The 19,027-nt window shown below is 50.3% G+C and carries 18 protein-coding genes; 12 read left to right on the forward strand and 6 right to left on the reverse strand.

Annotation, left to right across the window (positions count from 1 at the left end; all coding sequences use genetic code 11):
• Positions 1-95: 95 nt before the first annotated feature.
• The 4 genes from ACTHUF_RS02030 to ACTHUF_RS02045 all read left to right on the forward strand — a co-directional run bounded on the left by ACTHUF_RS02030 (position 96) and on the right by ACTHUF_RS02045 (position 4,933).
• Entirely contained in the window at positions 96-3,149 is a 3,054-nt protein-coding gene (locus tag ACTHUF_RS02030; protein ID WP_440406879.1) for a DNA translocase FtsK, read from the forward strand.
• 345 nt (positions 3,150-3,494) lie between these two features.
• Positions 3,495-4,193 (forward strand): aquaporin Z, encoded by a 699-nt coding sequence (gene aqpZ, locus ACTHUF_RS02035; protein WP_070838274.1) that lies wholly within the window; start codon positions 3,495-3,497, stop codon positions 4,191-4,193.
• 147 nt (positions 4,194-4,340) lie between these two features.
• Positions 4,341-4,673 (forward strand): hypothetical protein, encoded by a 333-nt coding sequence (locus ACTHUF_RS02040; protein WP_004520787.1) that lies wholly within the window; start codon positions 4,341-4,343, stop codon positions 4,671-4,673.
• Positions 4,661-4,933: an NF038104 family lipoprotein gene (locus ACTHUF_RS02045; protein WP_315094285.1), complete on the forward strand. Its 273-nt coding sequence runs from the start codon at positions 4,661-4,663 to the stop codon at positions 4,931-4,933. Before ACTHUF_RS02040 ends, ACTHUF_RS02045 begins: the two co-directional genes overlap by 13 nt.
• Before the next feature lie 59 nt (positions 4,934-4,992).
• Here ACTHUF_RS02045 and radC read toward each other — a convergent pair whose 3' ends face one another.
• Complete coding sequence (gene radC, locus ACTHUF_RS02050; protein WP_315094283.1) at positions 4,993-5,667, reverse strand: RadC family protein; 675 nt, start codon at positions 5,665-5,667, stop codon at positions 4,993-4,995.
• 476 nt (positions 5,668-6,143) lie between these two features.
• Between radC and ACTHUF_RS02055 the strand changes: the two genes are divergently transcribed.
• The 6 genes from ACTHUF_RS02055 (at position 6,144) to ACTHUF_RS02080 (ending at position 12,295) form a co-directional block, all read left to right on the forward strand.
• Positions 6,144-7,268, forward strand: coding sequence for an ABC transporter ATP-binding protein (locus ACTHUF_RS02055; RefSeq protein ID WP_003746147.1), 1,125 nt, complete (start codon positions 6,144-6,146; stop codon positions 7,266-7,268).
• A 15-nt stretch (positions 7,269-7,283) separates the two neighbouring features.
• Positions 7,284-8,249, forward strand: a complete 966-nt coding sequence (locus tag ACTHUF_RS02060; protein ID WP_003746146.1) for an ABC transporter permease subunit — start codon at positions 7,284-7,286, stop codon at positions 8,247-8,249.
• On the forward strand, positions 8,249-9,136 hold the full coding sequence (locus ACTHUF_RS02065) for an ABC transporter permease subunit (protein WP_285071445.1): 888 nt from the start codon (positions 8,249-8,251) through the stop codon (positions 9,134-9,136). Before ACTHUF_RS02060 ends, ACTHUF_RS02065 begins: the two co-directional genes overlap by 1 nt.
• Positions 9,137-9,285: 149 nt before the next feature.
• On the forward strand, positions 9,286-10,581 hold the full coding sequence (locus ACTHUF_RS02070) for an FAD-binding oxidoreductase (RefSeq protein ID WP_315094280.1): 1,296 nt from the start codon (positions 9,286-9,288) through the stop codon (positions 10,579-10,581).
• Between the two features lie 108 nt (positions 10,582-10,689).
• Positions 10,690-11,640, forward strand: coding sequence for a thioredoxin-disulfide reductase (gene trxB, locus ACTHUF_RS02075; RefSeq protein WP_003746139.1), 951 nt, complete (start codon positions 10,690-10,692; stop codon positions 11,638-11,640).
• Positions 11,641-11,809: 169 nt separating this feature from the next.
• Complete coding sequence (locus ACTHUF_RS02080; RefSeq protein ID WP_315094277.1) at positions 11,810-12,295, forward strand: DUF4189 domain-containing protein; 486 nt, start codon at positions 11,810-11,812, stop codon at positions 12,293-12,295.
• A 72-nt stretch (positions 12,296-12,367) separates the two neighbouring features.
• On the opposite strand, the gene ACTHUF_RS02085 is transcribed toward ACTHUF_RS02080, so the two are convergent.
• The 4 genes from ACTHUF_RS02085 to ACTHUF_RS02100 form a co-directional block, all read right to left on the reverse strand.
• Positions 12,368-12,808 (reverse strand): hypothetical protein, encoded by a 441-nt coding sequence (locus ACTHUF_RS02085; RefSeq protein WP_003682952.1) that lies wholly within the window; start codon positions 12,806-12,808, stop codon positions 12,368-12,370.
• Between the two features lie 70 nt (positions 12,809-12,878).
• Positions 12,879-13,325, reverse strand: a complete 447-nt coding sequence (gene smpB, locus ACTHUF_RS02090; RefSeq protein WP_003679566.1) for an SsrA-binding protein SmpB — start codon at positions 13,323-13,325, stop codon at positions 12,879-12,881.
• 84 nt (positions 13,326-13,409) lie between these two features.
• Positions 13,410-13,625, reverse strand: coding sequence for a hypothetical protein (locus ACTHUF_RS02095; protein WP_003746135.1), 216 nt, complete (start codon positions 13,623-13,625; stop codon positions 13,410-13,412).
• 75 nt (positions 13,626-13,700) lie between these two features.
• On the reverse strand, positions 13,701-13,904 hold the full coding sequence (locus ACTHUF_RS02100) for a cold-shock protein (RefSeq protein ID WP_002217533.1): 204 nt from the start codon (positions 13,902-13,904) through the stop codon (positions 13,701-13,703).
• 257 nt (positions 13,905-14,161) lie between these two features.
• Between ACTHUF_RS02100 and clpS the strand changes: the two genes are divergently transcribed.
• Both clpS and clpA read left to right on the forward strand, forming a co-directional pair.
• The gene (gene clpS / locus ACTHUF_RS02105) at positions 14,162-14,473 is read left to right on the forward strand and encodes an ATP-dependent Clp protease adapter ClpS (RefSeq protein ID WP_003679561.1); all 312 of its coding nucleotides are present in this window, start codon (positions 14,162-14,164) and stop codon (positions 14,471-14,473) included.
• 3 nt (positions 14,474-14,476) lie between these two features.
• The gene (gene clpA / locus ACTHUF_RS02110; RefSeq protein ID WP_440406883.1) at positions 14,477-16,756 is read left to right on the forward strand and encodes an ATP-dependent Clp protease ATP-binding subunit ClpA; all 2,280 of its coding nucleotides are present in this window, start codon (positions 14,477-14,479) and stop codon (positions 16,754-16,756) included.
• Positions 16,757-16,822: 66 nt separating this feature from the next.
• Here the strand turns inward: clpA and tkt are convergent, their stop codons facing one another.
• Positions 16,823-18,802 (reverse strand): transketolase, encoded by a 1,980-nt coding sequence (gene tkt / locus ACTHUF_RS02115; RefSeq protein ID WP_440406885.1) that lies wholly within the window; start codon positions 18,800-18,802, stop codon positions 16,823-16,825.
• Between the last annotated feature and the right edge of the window lie 225 nt (positions 18,803-19,027).

The following is a 19,027-nucleotide window of genomic DNA, read 5'->3' on the forward strand; positions in this document are numbered from 1 at the left end:
TGCCTTTGCCGTTAAAGCTTGTTTCGGCTGGTTTTGTTTACCCGAAAAAAGCGTTAGAATAACGGACTTTGCCGTTTAATTAAGGGGATGGACGCATGCTTTGGACAATATTGGCTTTAATTCTGCTGGCCGCCATAGCCGGCTTGTTCTGGTGGCGCCAGAAACAAGAGCAAAAGTGGCGCCAAGAATTGGCTCGACTCAGTGGCGATGAAGAAGAAATCAACGAAGAAGACAGCCCGGTCGGTTTTGCCAGCCAACTGGACAGTCTGAAACGTTTGTTCAGCATGAACAAGCGCACCGCCGACAACCATAAAATCGCCCGCATCCGCCTGCTTTCCGCGCTCGAACACAATAAAACGCAACACGCCGAAACATACGAAGAGCACGCAGCAGAGTCCGTTGCCGAAGAGCCGGAACACATCGCAGCGATCGAGGAAGAAATCAAAGTTGCGCCTAAAACCCGCAAATCTGCCAAGCCGGAACGTATTCCCAAAATCACGCCGTTTGCACAAATGGAAACGCCCGAATATAGCCCGTCTTTGGTGCAAAACAGCAATTTTGAAGAAATCACATTAGAAGAAGCCACCCGTTCCCTGCATGAAGCAGCGATTGAAGAATGGAACGAGCATTTGGCCGAAAAAAATGCGCCGATTTACAAAGACGAAGTCGAGACCCCATTGTTGCGCGCTTCATCCCTGCCGATGACCGGCATGGAAATCATCGACTACAACGATCCTGTTTTACGCCGCACACGCGAACGTGCCTTGGCGCGCGCCAATAATGTCCGCGTGGCTGAAGCCCATGCGCCGCATATCGAAACCGTTCAGACGGCCTTAAGAACTGCCGAAAAAGAAGCCATACTCCCCTATACTTCCATGCAGGCTTTTCCTTCTGAAATCCAAGCGGAAGATATTCACGACAACCTTGCCCGCCGTACCGCCGCTCGCCACAAACTGGCCGCGGCCGTCGCCCCATTGCGCGACTACTCTCCGCGCACCATCGAAAATGACGAAATTCTGGCCAACTTGGGACAAATCAGCCGTCCTGCCAGCTTGCGCCGTCAAGTTCGCCATACCAAAGCGGCCGCCGAAAGATGGGCGCGTAAACAAGCTGCCACGGAAGCTGTTGCACCACAACCTGCCACACCGGCAACGCCGTCCCGTCCAAAACCGGCTGCGTCTGTTAAAAAATCCCCTTATATCTCCCGACCTGCCGCACCAAACGCAACCGTAGTCGAGCCACCTGCCGTACCGGTCGTCCCTATGGCGAAAACCGATATTCCCGAGCCCCCCGTTTTCCAAACCTCGATTTCGCCGATCGATATCCCCGAGCCGCCTGCTTTCGAACATAAAATCCAAGTGCCGATTTTTGATGCACAAGTCAATGCGCATGTCAGCAATCAGCCTGAACGCAGTATCCGCGATTATTTAATCAGCGAATCTGCGGAAGAAGAAACAGAATTCGATGGTGAGCCGGAAGCGCCTGTACAAGCGGAAACAGAAGCGATTCAAGCGGTTGAAACAATTGAACCTGTTGAACCTGCTGAAACAATCACAAGGCCGTCTGAATATACTCAGACAGTCGTTGAAACGCCTGTTCAAAGCGTAGAACCCAGCGTTCAAGAAAATACGCCAAGCGTAGCGATTCCAACTTCGGCAACACTGACCGATGCGCTTCTACCGACCACTGCCCTGCTCCTGCCGCCGCAGTTTGACCCAAGCGCCTCGCAAACTGAAGAACAGTTGTTGGAAAACAGCATTACCATCGAAGAAAAACTGGCCGAGTTCAAAGTTAAAGTCAAAGTGATGGACTCCTATTCCGGCCCGGTCATTACGCGCTACGAGATTGAGCCTGATGTCGGTGTACGCGGCAGTGCCGTTTTGAACCTTGAAAAAGACTTGGCGCGCTCGCTTGGCGTGGCTTCCATCCGCGTGGTGGAAACCATCCCAGGCAAAACCTGCATGGGCTTGGAATTGCCTAATCCGAAACGCCAAATGATCCGCCTGAGCGAAATCTTCAATTCGCCCGCGTTTACCGAGTCCAAATCCAAACTGACCCTCGCGCTCGGCCAAGACATCACCGGCCAGCCTGTCGTCACCGACTTGGCCAAAGCGCCGCATCTGCTGGTTGCCGGTACGACCGGTTCGGGTAAATCCGTAGGCGTGAACGCCATGATTCTGTCCATGCTCTTCAAAGCAACGCCGGAAGACGTGCGCATGATTATGATTGACCCGAAAATGCTGGAACTGAGCATTTACGAAGGCATTCCGCACCTGCTCGCCCCTGTCGTGACCGATATGAAGCTGGCTGCAAACGCGCTGAACTGGTGCGTCAACGAAATGGAAAAACGCTACCGCCTGATGAGCTTTATGGGCGTGCGCAACCTTGCCGGTTTCAACCAAAAAATTGCCGAAGCCGCCGCGCGTGGTGAAAAAATCGGCAGCCCATTCAGCCTCACGCCTGAAGATCCTGAGTCATTGGAAAAACTGCCGTTTATCGTGGTCGTCGTAGATGAATTTGCCGACCTGATGATGACCGCCGGTAAGAAAATTGAAGAACTGATTGCCCGCCTTGCCCAAAAAGCCCGCGCAGCCGGCATCCATTTGATTCTTGCCACCCAACGCCCAAGCGTGGATGTCATCACCGGCCTGATTAAAGCCAATATTCCGACACGCATTGCCTTCCAAGTGTCCAGCAAAATTGACAGCCGCACGATTCTTGACCAAATGGGTGCGGAAAACCTGCTCGGCCAAGGCGATATGCTGTTCCTTCCGCCCGGCACTGGCTATCCGCAACGTGTACACGGCGCATTCGCTTCCGACAACGAAGTACACCGTGTAGTGGAATACCTGAAACAATTTGGCGCACCCGATTATATCGACGATATTTTAAGCAGCGGTTCGACCGAAGACTTTACCGGCACCAGCCGCAGCAACGACAGCGACCTCGACCCCATGTATGACGAAGCCGTTTCCGTTGTCTTGAAATCGCGTAAAGCCAGCATTTCCAATATCCAACGCCAACTGCGCATCGGCTACAACCGAGCCGCCCGCCTGATTGACCAAATGGAAGCCGACGGTATTGTTTCCTCGGCGGAAAACAACGGCAACCGCACCATCTTGGCGCAAAGCAGCGACCATCTGGATTAATTTATCCTTGCTTAAATCAAGGCCGTCTGAAAACTTTTCAGACGGCCTTTTTAAATCAGATATGGTTCAGCAATTCCAATCAAATAAACAAGCAAATAAGTAATCTATAAACAACATTTCTTACAAATCTAAATGCTTTTACATTGACGGCATTTGCTTCACAAAAAACAAGGTTCAATCAACCAAACTCGACCTACAAAATGCATATTTTTACCCGTTTGTCACCATTTTCAGACGGCCTTTTGTCAAGACCGGAAAAAACAGGTAAATCCGTTTTTCGATTAGAAACAATATTATTATGATTCATGCCCTCGGCAACACCCCAACCTTTACGAGGAAAAACAAATGAAAAAATATTTTGCAGAATTTTTCGGCACTTTCTGGCTGGTATTCGGCGGCTGCGGCAGCGCAGTATTGGCAGCAGCCTACCCTGAACTCGGCATTGGCTTTGCCGGTGTCGCCTTGGCGTTCGGCTTGACCGTACTGACCATGGCTTACGCCGTCGGCCATATTTCCGGCGGCCACTTCAACCCTGCCGTTTCCGTCGGCCTCTTCATCGGCGGCCGTTTCAACGGTAAAGACTTGTTGCCTTACATCGTATCCCAAGTTATCGGTGCGATTGCCGCTGCAGGCGTTCTGTATCTGATTGCTTCCGGTAAAACCGGTTTTGATGCTGTTGCTTCCGGCTTTGCCAGCAACGGTTTCGGCGAACACTCTCCTAACGGTTACGACATGATGGCCGCGTTGCTGATCGAATTCGTCCTGACCGCATTCTTCCTGATCATCATCATGGGCTCTACCGATAAACTGGCTCCGGCCGGCTTCGCCCCTATTGCCATCGGCCTGGGTCTAACCCTGATTCACTTGATCAGCATTCCTGTGACCAATACTTCCGTCAACCCTGCACGTTCTACCGGTGTTGCCTTGTTCCAAGGCGGCTGGGCTGTTGAACAACTGTGGTTGTTCTGGTTGGCCCCTATTGCCGGCGCAGCAGTGGGCGCGGCTATTTACCGCTTTGTTTTGGCAAACAACGACAACAAATAATCTGAACGGAATGATATTTCCGGTGCGGCCGACACCCTAAACCGTCCGCACCCAAGTTGCCGAGACACAAACGCACCGCCTGACTCAGACGGTGCGTTTGTTTTTGCCATGTTACAATACTTTCTTTTCCCACATTCTCAAACCATCATGCAAACCTTACCTTTTCAAACCGATATCGCCGCCAGAATGCTGGTCAATACTGAAAACGAAACCATCCATCCCGATGCCGTATTCGTACAAACGCAAAACGGCTATTGGATTGCTTGGCACGACCAACAAGCCGCCCTGCTTGCCCCCGATACACCGCCCGATATTCCCTGCTTTTGGGTAGAAGGCGCAGAAAGCCTGGAAGAGCTGGTAAGCATGGTAGAAAACGGCGAATTTGACGAAGTCGAAGAATTTGACGGCGACGATGATGCTTGGCAAGAAGCACTCGGATGCGGCCATCATCACGAAGGACACTGCGGATGCAGCCATTGAGATGTACAAAACGCCTGCTTCCGACACTTGCCCTTTGCCTGACGCTTAACGGCTGCGTTGTAGGCGCAGCTGTCGATTTGGCTGCCACAACCGTCCTGACTGCCGGAAAATTGGTTGTCAAAGGAACGGGAGCAGTGATTGATGCCGCCATTCCTGACGGCAAAAAAGACAAGGACAAAGAAAAAGAAAAGAGCAAAGAAAAGCCAAAATCGGAAGAAATCATCTATAAGGAAGAGTCCTCCGATAAAGTAACGCAATAATCCTTCAGACGGCCTCGGTAAAGCAACCCATCTTACCAAGGCCGTCTGAACATTCATCCTTACATATAGCCCTGTTCGCGCAAAGAGCAGGTTTCTTTTGCCGTTACGATAAAATGGTCTAAGAGCGTAATATCCACCAAACTTAAAGCCTGTTTCAAACGCTCTGTAAACTGCACATCAGATTCAGACGGCCTTGCCGAGCTGCCCGGATGATTGTGCGCCAAAATCAAACTGTCGGCGTATTCATCCAATGCCAATTTGACGATTTCACGAATATAAACCGTGTTTTCCGCCACCGTACCACGCGACAATTCCCGTACCGCAATCAATTGATTTTGACGGTTGAGCAGCAAGGCAACGCTGACCTCGATTTTTTCATGCCCAAGATGCAGGCGCAGATAATCCGCAACCGATTTCGGGTTTGACAACACCATCTGCTCCTGCAAATCCTCACCCAAAATCCGCCGTCCGATTTCTTTGACTACGGCAAACTGAGTATAGCTCGCCAAACCCATGCCCTTGCAAGCAGAAAGTGTTTTGGCATCCGCACTCATCAGCTTTCCCAAACTGCCGAACTCGCTCAACAAATAACGCGCCAAATCAACCGCGCTCATGCCGCGCGTTCCGACACGCAATAAAATCGCCAGCAACTCCGCATCACTCAACGCCGCCGCGCCGCGCTCCAACAGCTTCTCACGCGGCCGCTCCCCCTCGGGCCATTCTTTAATGCTCATGTTTTCCCTTTTTATTCATATAGCGGATTTAGTTTTTATTTAGAACAAAACCATCTTGCCCGCATAAAACGCAATCCGCACGACTTTATTAAAATTAATGCAATTTGCGTATTTTATTCTATATTGAATTATTTTTTAAGACATTTGAATATAAATTAAATCCTTTTGTGCAGAAAAACAACGTTACCCATTTTCGCTATCCTGTTCCCCTGCCTGCCTTTCCTTTCCTATTTGTTTCAAATCAGCCGCCACAAGCATTTTCATATTGCCCCTATGAGGCTTAGGCTAATATAATATTGAGTTTGCCGAGAGCAAAAGCTGAGGCTTAAACTGCTTTCTATTCACGCTGCCCGTGCGCTTTACAAGAGTTTCAGACGGCCTCCGTCCGACTCCCGCCAGCAATCAAACAGCTTTTTATCACCCATTCGAAAATCCGTTTTGCCGGTACTCGTCTTTCTTTTTGGAGTATTGCCATTATGACCGCAACCACTGCGTCTTCAGCCAAACCTTATTTGCAAATCCAAGGCTTGGTGAAAAAGTTTGGTGACAATTACGCTGTCGATAACATCGACTTGGACATCTATCAACACGAAATCTTCGCCCTTTTGGGCAGCTCAGGCAGTGGCAAATCCACACTGCTGCGCATGTTGGCAGGCATGGAAAGCCCCAATCAGGGCAAAATCATTCTCGACGGTCAAGACATTACCAAGCTTGCCCCGTATGAGCGCCCAATCAACATGATGTTCCAAAGCTATGCCCTGTTCCCGCACATGAGTGTTGAACAAAACATCGCTTTCGGTCTGAAACAAGACAAAATGCCTAAAGGCGAAATCGACGCCCGCGTCGAAGAAATGTTGCGCCTGGTGCAAATGACCAAATACGCCAAACGCAAGCCGCACCAACTTTCCGGCGGCCAGCAACAACGTATCGCTTTGGCGCGCAGCCTGGCAAAACGTCCGAAAATCCTGCTGCTTGACGAACCTTTGGGCGCACTCGATAAAAAACTACGCCAACAAACCCAACTGGAATTGGTCAACACGCTGGAACAAGTCGGTGTAACCTGCATCATGGTTACCCACGACCAAGAAGAAGCGATGACGATGGCGACCCGTATCGCCATTATGTCCGACGGCCAATTGCGTCAAGTCGGTACGCCTAGCGACGTGTACGACTACCCTAACAGTCGCTTTACCGCTGAATTTATCGGCGAAACCAATATTTTTGACGGCGTCGTTATTGACGACCGCGCCGATTTCTCCATCGTCAAATGTGACGGCTTGGAAAACCACGTCCGCATCGACCACGGCTTGGGCGTTCCGAACGACCATGAAATTTGGATCAGTATTCGTCCTGAAGATATTGATTTGCACAAAGAGAAACCGGAACACTTGGGCGCGCACAACTGGGCCCAAGGTACAGTCAAAGAAATTGCCTATCTAGGCAGCTTTGCGATTTACCACATCAAACTTGCCAACGGCCGTGTTGTTAAGAGCCAAGTTCCCGCACCTTATTGGTATGTGCGTAACATTACGCCGCCGACTTGGGACGAGACTGTCTACATCAGCTGGCCTGAAAACCAACCGACACCTCTGTTCAGTTAATTTGAGGGAAATGCAATGAACCTTAAAAAACTGAAAAACAAACTGTTCCGCCGCCCCGGCCAGCGTGCAGTGATTGCCGTGCCGTATATTTGGCTTTTGATTCTGTTTCTGATTCCGTTCGCCATCGTATTGAAAATCAGCTTTGCCGAACAAGAAATTGCCATTCCGCCATTTACGCCGTTGACAACGATTGATGAAGACTTAGGCCGTCTGAACATTGCCATCAGCTATCAAAACTACGCCGACATTTTCCAAAACTTTTGGAATACGCTCAATCCGTTTGGCGACAGTGAAAACAGCAATATCTATCTGATGACCTACTGGTCTTCGATTAAGACGGCGCTGACGACGACCATCATCTGCCTGTTGATCGGTTATCCCACCGCTTATGCCATTTCACGCGCCAATCCGGCTGCGCGTAACGGCCTGCTGTTGGCAATCATGCTGCCTTTCTGGACCTCTTTCCTGCTGCGTGTTTACGCATGGATGGGCTTATTGGGTCACAACGGCATCATCAACAATTTCTTGATCAAATACGGAATCATCAGCGAGCCTTTAGACTTGTTCTACAATGCGTTTTCGCTGAATTTGGTGATGGTTTACGCCTATCTGCCGTTTATGATTTTGCCGCTGTACACACAATTGGTAAAACTGGACAACCGTCTGCTCGAAGCCGCTTCCGACTTGGGTGCGGGTCCGATCAAATCCTTCTTTACCATTACCCTGCCTTTGTCCAAAACCGGCATCATTGCAGGCTCTATGCTGGTCTTCGTTCCGGCTGTCGGTGAATTTGTGATTCCTGAATTGGTGGGCGGTTCTGAAAACCTGATGATCGGTAAAGTATTGTGGCAGGCATTCTTCGACCAAAACAACTGGCCGCTGGCTTCTGCCGTCGCCGTCGTCATGGTTGCCCTGTTGGTTGTACCGATTGCCCTGTTCCAACACTATGAAAACCGCGAATTGGAAGAAGGAGGCAAATAATGCAGAAAACCAAATTATCCTGGTTCTTGAAACTGATGCTCCTGCTCTCGCTGGCATTCCTCTATATTCCGCTGGTGGTTTTGGTCATCTATTCTTTCAATGAATCCAAACTGGTTACCGTTTGGGGCGGTTTCTCGACCAAATGGTACGGCGCATTAATGGAAAACGACACCATCTTGGAAGCGGCCTGGCTGTCATTGCGTATCGCCATCGTTTCCTCGCTTGCCGCCGTGGTACTCGGCACATTGGCAGGCTACGCTATGGCACGGATTAAACGCTTCCGCGGCAGCACCCTGTTTGCCGGTATGATTTCCGCACCTATGGTGATGCCTGATGTGATTACCGGTTTGTCCATGCTGCTGTTGATTATTCAGGTACAAATGTTCCTGCAAGGCAGTGAATTGTTGCAATCGCTCTACTTCGATCGTGGCTTCTTCACCATCTTCCTCGGCCACACCACGCTTTGCATGGCGTACATTACCGTCGTTATCCGCTCGCGCTTGGTGGAATTGGATCAATCCTTGGAAGAGGCTGCTATGGACTTGGGTGCCCGTCCGCTGAAGATTTTCTTCGTGATTACCCTGCCGTTGATTGCCCCTGCGATTGCTTCCGGCTTCCTCTTGGGCATTACCCTGTCTTTGGACGACTTGGTGATTACCTCCTTCCTGTCAGGCCCGGGTTCATCGACATTGCCGCAAGTAATTTTCTCCAAAATCAAACTCGGCCTTGACCCTCAGATGAACGTTTTGGCAACCATCCTGATCGGTATCATCGGTACGCTGGTGATTGTCGTCAACTACTGGATGATGCGTCAGGCAACCAAACGGGAACGCGAGGCTGCCGAAGCCTACCGCCAAGAAAAACTGGCAGCCGAGAAAGCCGCCTAATATGCAGACAGGCTGTCCGATAAAGTGCCGGAACAGCCTGTTTTATTAACCGCATTTTATCCTTTCAGACGGCCTGAACTTAAGCCCATATTCCAGGCCGTCTGAAAACCTGTTTTCAATGAAGTGAAAACCAACCTAAAGCCCAAATCATGATCAATCCCAGCTTCAAAGAATACCTTCCTTCCTACTATGTCAGCACAGCCAATCCCCATCCGTCTTATCCGACGCTCGAAGGCCGTCTGAAAACTGAAACCTGCGTTATCGGCGGCGGCTTGACCGGTTTATGCACCGCCCTACCGCTTGCCGAAAACGGCCATGAAGTCATCGTACTCGAAGCCGCACGTATCGGTTTCGGCGCATCAGGCCGAAGTGGAGGACAAGTCATCAGTGATTTTGCCTGCGGTATGGAAGAGATCGAAAAACAAGTCGGCTTAGAACAGGCCCAATGGTTCTGGCAGCAATCCCTGCAAGCCGTTGAACTGGTTGACTCGCGCATTCAAAAACACAATATCCAATGCGATTGGCAACGCGGCTATGCGACCGTCGCCGTCCATCCTCAGCATTGGGAAGAATTGCAACAATGGCACGAACACGCCCAAAAACATTATGGCGCAAGCCATTACCAGCTTTGGGATAAAGCCACGCTGAAGCAACAACTTGCCAGCGATAGGTATCAAGGCGCGCAATTTGATCCTTTATCCGGCCACTTGCACCCGCTCAATTACACCCTAGGCATTGCCAAAGCGGCAGCCGATGCAGGTGCGCAACTTTTTGAGCAATCCCCGATGACGCGTATCGAGCCATGCGATAACGGCTGGTTGGTTCATACACCCAATGGCAGCGTTGAGTGCAAAAACCTCGTTTATGCCGTCAATACTTATGCCGGTTTACACCCGAAATTCAAAGTATTAGAACAAAAAGCCATTGCAGTCAGCACCTTTATCATCGCCACCGAGCCTCTGGGCGAGCGTGCCAAAGACCTGATCCGCAACAATATGGCCATCTGCGACAACCGCCACGTCCTCGACTACTACCGCCTCAGCGCCGACGGCCGCCTGCTCTTTGGCGGCAAAGACAACGAGTTTATCGACGATCCAGACCGCATGACCGAACTCGTCCGCCAAGACATGTTGAAAGTTTTCCCACAACTTGCCGATGTCAGAATCGAGCATTCTTGGGGCGGCGAATGCGACATTACGCGCAACCTCGCTCCACATTTCGGCCGCCTCGCCCCTACCGTTTTCTTTGCTCAAGGCTATTCCGGACACGGCATGGCGATTACCGGCATTGCCGGCTTGGCAATTGCCGAAGCCATCATGGGTGATGACGGCCGTCTGAAACCTTTCGAGCAACTGCGCCACAGCAACATTATTACCCAACCATTCCTGCGCAAACTCGGCTCTTACCTCGGTTCCAAATACTATCAATGGAAAGACAGCCATTAAACCCAAACGACAAACATATTTCAGACGGCGGCAGATTCAAGTAGAATTTAGGCCGTCTGAAAGCGTAGACACGACAAAATTCAATCATTTATCAGCAAGGAAACCATCATGAGCAACCATCACAAACTCATCATCCTCGGCTCCGGCCCTGCCGGCTATACTGCCGCCGTCTATGCCGCCCGCGCCAACCTTAACCCTGTAATCATTACCGGCGTTGAGCAAGGCGGACAACTGATGACCACCACCGAAGTGGACAACTGGCCTGCCGACGCAGAAGGCGTACAAGGTCCGGAACTGATGGCCCGTTTCCAAGCTCATGCCGAACGCTTCGGCACTGAAATGATTTTTGACCAAATCCACACCGTCGATTTGCAAAACCGTCCGTTTACCCTCAAAGGCGATATGGGCGAATACACCTGCGATGCGCTCATCGTTGCCACCGGCGCATCCGCCAAATATTTAGGTTTGCCAAGCGAAGAAACCTTTGCCGGCAAAGGCGTTTCCGCCTGCGCAACTTGCGACGGTTTCTTCTATAAAAAACAAGATGTTGCCGTAGTCGGCGGTGGCAATACCGCTGTAGAAGAAGCCCTCTACCTTGCCAATATCGCCAACACCGTTACCCTGATTCACCGCCGCGACAGCTTCCGCGCCGAAAAAATCATGGTGGACAAACTGATGCAACGGGTTGAAGAAGGTAAAATCATCCTCAAGCTCAACAGCTCGGTCGATGAAATCTTGGGCGACGAAAGTGGCGTTACCGGTGCACGCCTGAAACACAATGACGGCAGCACTGAAGAAATTGCTGTAAAAGGCGTCTTCATCGCCATCGGCCACAAACCCAACACCGACATCTTCAAAGGCCAACTTGATATGGATGAAACCGGCTACCTGAAAACCAAAGGCGGCACCGGCGACAATGTCGGCGCCACCAATATCGAAGGCGTATGGGCAGCAGGCGACGTCAAAGACCATACTTACCGTCAAGCCATCACCAGCGCGGCTTCCGGCTGTCAGGCCGCACTTGATGCCGAACGTTGGCTCGACCGCCACAGCGTATAAGCCTCTAAGCTACATTCTATTCTTTGAAACATCATCAACAGGCCGTCTGAAATTTTAGACGGCCTATTATCTGCTTGCCACACTGAATTTCATTTTAATGGCAAATTTATATCAAATAAGTACTTTTGCTTTATAATGACAACAAATACCCAACAAACAGGGAACAAACATGAAAAAAACACTAACGACACTTATCCTTTGCGCACTGACTCCTGCCGCCCTGGCTGCCGATACTTACGGCTACCTGGCCATGTGGCAAAACCCAGCCGACAGCAATGAAGCGCTGCAAATCAAAACCACCAAAGAAAATGCTACCCAACTGGACGCGACAGCCGAACTCGAAACATTCTGCAAAGGCCAAGATGCCTTAGCCGGTATCGGCGCAGGCCAAGCAACAGGCTGCAAAACGGTTGTCCCACTGCACAATACCTGTATCGCGGTTGCCTACCCTAAAGCCATGGGCAAATTGACTGCTCAAAACGTAGTGGCCATTACATCTCCGCGCTTCAAAAACGTGCATCAAATTGCCTTGAGCCAGTGCATCAAAAAATACGGCTCTCAAGGACAATGTGCTTTAGAAACAATCTATTGCACTTCCGATACTTACTATCAAGGTACAGTCAAAACCCTTTGGGAAAAAATCAAATCCATTTAAGGCCGTCTGAAAATAAAACCGGCTTGCCCGATATTCTCCATATCACGGCAAGCCGGTTTTTTATTCTGGCTTTTATTTGCTGTTTTTTTCCAACAATTTTGCCACAACGCCTTCGGCCTGTTTCACCAAATCAGGATTGGTTCGGAAGTGGTTTTCATCGTTCAAAGAGTAGCTGACCGTAGAAACCGCATACTTCGTGCTTCTCAACACAAATACGCCTTTACGCAAGATTTCGTTATTGCCTTTGGTTTTGTAACGCAGATTATACGGGCAAGAAGAATCATACAGTTTGCCGCGGTTGTCTGCGGTTACAATCGTGCTGCCAATGCCGCGTTTTGCCAAAGCTTTGGACAAAGCACGATCCAAATCATGCGGTCTTACTTTTGCGTTTTGAATGATGCAGACATGTTTGATGCTGGTCAGCTCTTCAGGTTTCAATACTCTTTGTTCGGTCGTAGAACACGCGCCCAGCAATAATACTGCTGAAGCCGCCGCTAAAATCATGGTTTTCATCTGTTTTCCTTTTAAAATGTTCAAACAATAAATATTCAGACGGCCTTTATGCAAAGGCCGTCTGAAAAAATCAACGTACGTTTTTCATCAAACGCTGTTTCTCACGCTTCCAATCCGCTTCTTTCAGGCTTTGGCGTTTGTCATGCTGTTTCTTACCCTTGGCCAAACCGATTTCCACTTTGATTCTACCGCGGGTGTAATGCAGGTTTAAGGGCACAATCGTATAACCGGCGCGTTCGGTTTTGCCGATTAACTTATTGATTTCCGACTGTTTCAACAACAACTTACGCGGACGGACAGGATCTGGTTTGACGTGTGTCGAGGCAGTGGGCAATGCGGTAATGTGGCAGCCCACCAAATAAAATGCGTCTTTTTTCCAGTAGATATAGCTTTCTTTTAATTGCACGCGTGCAGCGCGGATGGCTTTGACCTCCCATCCCTCCAATACTATACCGGCTTCGATTTGGTCTTCGATAAAGAAATCGTGAAAGGCTTTTTTATTATTGGCAATACTCATTGTGCTGATTCTTTACAAACTTTTCAGACGGCCTATTTTATCAGGCATGCTTAAAAAATAAAACGGCAAACGGTTTTGAAACGTTTATTCGCTTAAAACATGGCGGCGGTAAAAGCGGTCTATATCGGCAATGGCTTTTTCATCTTCAGGGCGCAAATCCAGTTTCAAATCGGCAAGACGGATCAAGATTTGGTCTTCACGCTCGGCAACGGCGCAGCTGACCTCGCCTTCGCTGCGGAAATGACGGATAAGCTCGTCCAACTGGTTTAAAGCATTTTGATAAGATGAATTTGGATTCATAATTTTTAACCCGAACGCCCATAAAAAATGGCGGGAAACCCCGCCATGATTTTACGGCTTATGCCGCGCATTTGATTAAGCAGCTTGAATGTTAGCAGCTTGTTTGCCTTTAGGGCCGGTGGTTACGTCGAAAGACACGCGTTGGCCTTCTTTCAGGGTTTTGAAACCTTCCATGTTGATCGCTGAGAAGTGAGCGAACAAATCTTCGCCACCTTCGTCAGGAGTGATGAAACCAAAACCTTTAGCGTCGTTAAACCATTTTACGATACCGGTTGCCATTAGAAACTTCCTATACTTAAAAATTAACAAAATCAGCAAAACAAGGCATACAGCAAACTAAAACGTTCAGCGTTTCTCCCCCGTTTTTATTACGCGGTCGAGTGCCAACTTCTGCTTAACCGTCTTTTTACATTTGTTAAGACAAAACGTCAAGCTATGTTTTCAAAAAAGTGGGAAAATAGAAAAAATTGGCCGAAATACAACAGAAAACGGTTTGCACTCTAAAACAGGCCGTCTGAAAACTGAAATCTAAGCTTATGAACCATCCGAATACCGACCACCAATCCGATACCCTGCTCAGCGATATCAACACACAGCCGCCGAAACGTTACGGCGTATTTTTATTGAACGACGATTACACCACTATGGAATTTGTCGTCGAAATCCTGACCGAAGTCTTTATGCTTGCACAAGAACAGGCCGTGGCCGTCATGCTGCTGGTGCACCATGAAGGCAAAGGCCTGTGCGGCACCTACACGCGCGATATTGCGCAAACCAAGCAGCATCAGGTCATGGAACGCGCCAAAGCTGAAGGGCATCCGCTCAAATGTATAGTCGAAGAGGTTTAAACCATGCTTTCACCCGAATTGGAACACATCCTGCAACTGCTCTACCGTGAAGCACGCAACGCGCGTTATGAGTTTATCAGCTTGGAACACCTGCTTTTGGTGCTGATAGAAGAAGATGCGGCTGTGCCGAACGTCTTGAAACTGTGTGGTGCGGATTTAAAAGTCCTGTCCGAGCAGCTTGCGGCCAGCGTTGCAGAAAATACGCCGCAAATTCCCGATCATCTTCTGGATACGGTCGAAACCCAGCCAACATTGGGCTTCCAACGCGTCATCCAACGGGCGATGGTGCATACCCAGTCTGCTGGTAAAGCCGCAGTAGAGCCTTTGGATATTTTAGTTGCCATGATGAGCGAATCCGAAAGCCATGCGGTTTATTTCCTCAAATTGCAATCCATTACGCGCTTTGAAGTCTTGCGTTGCATTGCCCATGGCTCGCCCGATGACGAAGACGGCAATGATTCAGACGGCCTGGAACGCGAGGGCGAAGAAGCGGAACAAAAAACCGGCTCCCTTTCCGACTACACCGTCAACCTCAACGCCGAAGTCAAAGCCGGCCGTATCGACCCTTTGATTGGTCGCAAACACGAAATGGAACGGCTGGTACAAATCCTGTGCCGCCGCCGCAAAAACAATCCGCTTTTAGTCGGCGAAGCAGGCGTGGGCAAAACCGCGCTGGCGGAAGGCTTGGCACATCAAATCGTCAACGGCGACATTCCCGATGCGCTGAAAGAAGCCGAAGTGTATGCGCTGGATATGGGTTCGCTTTTGGCAGGCACGAAATACCGCGGCGACTTTGAAGCGCGGGTCAAATCCGTTTTGAAACAGCTCGAAAAAATCCCGCACGCCATTTTGTTTATCGACGAAATCCACACCATCATCGGCGCGGGTAGTACCAGCGGCGGCACGATGGACGCGTCCAACCTGCTCAAACCCGCGCTGGCGAAAGGTTCGCTGCGCTGCATCGGCGCGACCACCTACGACGAATACCGCACCATTTTCGACAAAGACCACGCCTTAAGCCGCCGCTTCCAAAAAATCGACGTGGTCGAACCCACCGTCGCCGAAACCGTGCAAATCCTGCGCGGCTTGAAACCGATGTTTGAAGATTTTCACCAAGTGCGCTATACGCAAGGCGCACTTGAAGCCGCGGCCGAACTTTCCGCCCGTTACATCAACGAACGTTTCCTGCCCGACAAAGCCATTGACGTAATGGACGAAGCAGGCGCGGCGCAACGGATTTTGCCCAAATCCAAACAGAAAAAAGTCATCGGCAAAGCGCAAATCGAAACCGTCATCGCCAAAGTCGCGCGGATTCCCGAAAAAACCGTGTCGCACGACGACAAACAAGTGCTGCAATTCCTCGGCCGCGATTTGAAAAACATGGTTTACGGTCAGGAAAACGCCATCGACGCGCTGGTTGTCGCCGTCAAAATGTCGCGCTCCGGCCTTGCCCTGCCCGACAAACCGATAGGCAGTTTCCTCTTCTCCGGCCCTACCGGCGTCGGCAAAACCGAAGTTGCCAAACAGCTTGCCTACTCGATGGGCGTACCGCTGCAACGCTTTGATATGTCCGAATACATGGAACGCCATGCCGTATCACGTCTCATCGGTGCGCCACCGGGCTACGTCGGCTTTGAACAAGGCGGCCTTTTAACCGAAGCCGTCAACAAACAGCCGCACTGCGTGTTACTCTTGGACGAAATCGAAAAAGCCCACCCCGACATTTTCAACGTCCTCCTGCAAGTCATGGACGCAGGCAAACTGACCGACAACAACGGTAAGAGTGCCGATTTCCGCAACGTCATCCTGATTATGACCACCAACGCAGGCGCGGAAAGCCTCAGCCGACCCAGCCTCGGCTTTACCGCCAAACGCGAACGCGGCGACGAAATGCAGGCGATCAACAAACTCTTTACGCCCGAGTTCCGCAACCGTTTGGATGCGATTATCCCGTTTGCCCCATTATCCGAACCCGTCATCGTCAAAGTCGTGGACAAATTCCTGCTCCAGCTCGAACACCAGCTCCTCGACAAAAAAGTCGAAGCCGAATTCACGCCGGCATTGCGCAAATATCTGGCGGGAAAAGGTTTCGACCCGAAAATGGGCGCACGCCCGATGCACCGCCTGATTCAGGAAAAAATCCGCAAACCGCTCGCCGACGAACTCCTGTTCGGCAAACTCGCCGAAGGCGGCTTTGTGCGGATAGACTGGGATGCGGCAAAAGAAGAAGCCCTGTTGAAGTTTAAGAAAAGCAAGGTCAAACCTGAAGCAGAAACTGTTTAACCAACTGAAACATAAAAGGCCGTCTGAAATTTCAGACGGCCTTTTTATCTCAATCAAAAATCTGATTTACAAAACGGATTTAACAGTAGCAACCACATTGTCTACGGTAAAGCCGAATTCTTTAAACAGCAAATCAGCAGGTGCAGACTCGCCGAAGCGATTGATACCGACTACTGCGCCGTTCAGACCGACGTATTTATACCAACCGTCGGCATGTCCGGCTTCTACGGCTATGCGTGGCAAGCCTTCCGGCAGAACGGCGGCTTTATAGGCAGCATCTTGGCGGTCAAATACATTGGTAGACGGCATGGAAACAACGCGTACGGTAATACCTTGTTCTGCCAATACTTTTTGCGCCTCCAGAGCCAATTCAACTTCAGAACCGGTGGCAATGATGACGGCCTGTGCGTTACCTTGGACTTCGCTGATGACGTAGCCGCCGCGTTTGATGTCATTTAGTTGCTGTTCGTTGCGTGCTTGGAATTTCAGGTTTTGACGGCTGAAAATCAAGCTGGACGGATGATCGGCCGCTTTAACGGCTTCAGACCACGCCACCAAGGATTCAACGGTATCGCACGGACGCCATACATCCATATTTGGAATCAGGCGCAGGGTGGCGGTTTGTTCGATGGGTTGGTGGGTCGGGCCGTCTTCACCCAAACCGATGGAGTCGTGGGTAAACACAAATACTGGGTTGATTTTCATCAGCGCCGCCATACGCAGGGCGTTGCGTTCGTATTCGCTGAACATCAGGAAAGTCGCGCCGAATGGTTTAACACCGCCATGCAGGGTAAGGCCGTTCATGATGGCGCCCATGCCGAACTCGCGTACGCCGTAGTGAATATAGTTGCCGCCGTGTTCGCGGGTAACGGAGACGCTGTTTGACCAGTCGGTCAAGTTGGACGGGGTCAGGTCGGCAGAACCGCCCACCAGCTCGGGCAGCTCTTTGGCCAGAATTTCGATGCTGTTTTGGCTGGCTTTACGGGTGGCGATGGTTTCGGCTTTGGCACACACTTCTTTCAATGCGGCTTGAACGTAAGCATCGAAGTTGTCCGGCAGTTTTTTATCCATGCGGCGCACGAATTCTGCGGCTTCGACAGGGTATTTGGCTTGATATTGGGCGAATAGCTCGTTCCATTCGGCTTCAAGTTTTGCGCCTTTTTCTTTTGCATTCCATGCGGCATAGATTTCTTGCGGAATTTCAAACGCAGGATATGTCCAACCCAAATGTTTGCGCGTGGCTTCGATCTCGTCCGCACCCAAAGGCGCACCGTGGGTTTTGTGGCTGCCTTCTTTGTTGGCGCTGCCTTTGCCGATTAAAGTTTTGCAGCAGATGAGGGACGGTTTGCCGGTTTCGGCTTTGGCCGCTTCAATGGCCGTCTGAATGGCATCGGTATCATGACCGTTTACATTTGGAATCACCTGCCAGCCGTAGCTTTCAAAACGTTGCGGGATGTTTTCGGTAAACCAACCGTCCACTTTACCGTCAATGGAAATATTGTTGTCATCATATAAAACAATCAGCTTGCCCAAGCCCAAAGTGCCGGCGAGCGAACAGGCTTCGTGCGACACGCCTTCCATCATGCAGCCGTCGCCCATGAAAACGTAGGTGTGGTGGTCAACGATGTTCAAGCCGTCTTTATTGAATTCGGCAGCCAAGATTTTTTCGGCCAAAGCCATGCCCACTGCGTTGGCAATACCTTGTCCCAACGGGCCGGTCGTGGTTTCCACGCCGTCGGTGTAACCGTATTCGGGGTGGCCGGGGGTTTTGCTGTGCAATTGGCGGAAGTTTTTCAAGTCTTCGATGGATACGTTGTAGCCGGTCAGGTGCAACAGGCTGTACAGCAGCATGGACGCGTGGCCGTTGGAAAGGATGAAGCGGTCACGGTTATAGAATTTCGGGTTGGCAGGGTTATGGTTGAGGAACTTCGTCCACAATACTTCCGCCATTTCCGCCATACCCATAGGTGCGCCGGGGTGGCCGGAGTTTGCTTTCTGTACGGCATCGACTGAGAGGAAACGGATTGCGTTTGCCAGTTGAGACATGGTTTGACCTTCCTTGGACAAGATTGGAAATATGAAAAAAGGTGTACCGATTATCGCCTGAATCAGCCGTGCTTTCAAGGATAGCTTTTGATATTCGCTTTGTCAGACGGCCTGTTTCCACTCGGTTGCCCGAAACGGACGGGACAGATGATATTAACTGTTATTTCGTTTTGAAACAGTGCTTTATATATTTTTATCGTGTAAATAGCAAATCACTATAAGTTT

Source organism: Neisseria sp. P0024.S006 (genome assembly GCF_051956595.1).
Lineage (GTDB): Bacteria > Pseudomonadota > Gammaproteobacteria > Burkholderiales > Neisseriaceae > Neisseria.

Excerpts from the sequence above, each read along its gene's own strand:
- ACTHUF_RS02030 (WP_440406879.1), top strand. The coding sequence starts at position 96 with ATGCTTTGGACAATATTGGCTTTAATTCTGCTGGCCGCCATAGCCGGC.
- aqpZ (WP_070838274.1), top strand. The coding sequence starts at position 3,495 with ATGAAAAAATATTTTGCAGAATTTTTCGGCACTTTCTGGCTGGTATTC.
- ACTHUF_RS02040 (WP_004520787.1), top strand. The coding sequence starts at position 4,341 with ATGCAAACCTTACCTTTTCAAACCGATATCGCCGCCAGAATGCTGGTC.
- ACTHUF_RS02045 (WP_315094285.1), top strand. The coding sequence starts at position 4,661 with ATGCAGCCATTGAGATGTACAAAACGCCTGCTTCCGACACTTGCCCTT.
- radC (WP_315094283.1), bottom strand. The coding sequence starts at position 5,667 with ATGAGCATTAAAGAATGGCCCGAGGGGGAGCGGCCGCGTGAGAAGCTG.
- ACTHUF_RS02055 (WP_003746147.1), top strand. The coding sequence starts at position 6,144 with ATGACCGCAACCACTGCGTCTTCAGCCAAACCTTATTTGCAAATCCAA.
- ACTHUF_RS02060 (WP_003746146.1), top strand. The coding sequence starts at position 7,284 with ATGAACCTTAAAAAACTGAAAAACAAACTGTTCCGCCGCCCCGGCCAG.
- ACTHUF_RS02065 (WP_285071445.1), top strand. The coding sequence starts at position 8,249 with ATGCAGAAAACCAAATTATCCTGGTTCTTGAAACTGATGCTCCTGCTC.
- ACTHUF_RS02070 (WP_315094280.1), top strand. The coding sequence starts at position 9,286 with ATGATCAATCCCAGCTTCAAAGAATACCTTCCTTCCTACTATGTCAGC.
- trxB (WP_003746139.1), top strand. The coding sequence starts at position 10,690 with ATGAGCAACCATCACAAACTCATCATCCTCGGCTCCGGCCCTGCCGGC.
- ACTHUF_RS02080 (WP_315094277.1), top strand. The coding sequence starts at position 11,810 with ATGAAAAAAACACTAACGACACTTATCCTTTGCGCACTGACTCCTGCC.
- ACTHUF_RS02085 (WP_003682952.1), bottom strand. The coding sequence starts at position 12,808 with ATGAAAACCATGATTTTAGCGGCGGCTTCAGCAGTATTATTGCTGGGC.
- smpB (WP_003679566.1), bottom strand. The coding sequence starts at position 13,325 with ATGAGTATTGCCAATAATAAAAAAGCCTTTCACGATTTCTTTATCGAA.
- ACTHUF_RS02095 (WP_003746135.1), bottom strand. The coding sequence starts at position 13,625 with ATGAATCCAAATTCATCTTATCAAAATGCTTTAAACCAGTTGGACGAG.
- ACTHUF_RS02100 (WP_002217533.1), bottom strand. The coding sequence starts at position 13,904 with ATGGCAACCGGTATCGTAAAATGGTTTAACGACGCTAAAGGTTTTGGT.
- clpS (WP_003679561.1), top strand. The coding sequence starts at position 14,162 with ATGAACCATCCGAATACCGACCACCAATCCGATACCCTGCTCAGCGAT.
- clpA (WP_440406883.1), top strand. The coding sequence starts at position 14,477 with ATGCTTTCACCCGAATTGGAACACATCCTGCAACTGCTCTACCGTGAA.
- tkt (WP_440406885.1), bottom strand. The coding sequence starts at position 18,802 with ATGTCTCAACTGGCAAACGCAATCCGTTTCCTCTCAGTCGATGCCGTA.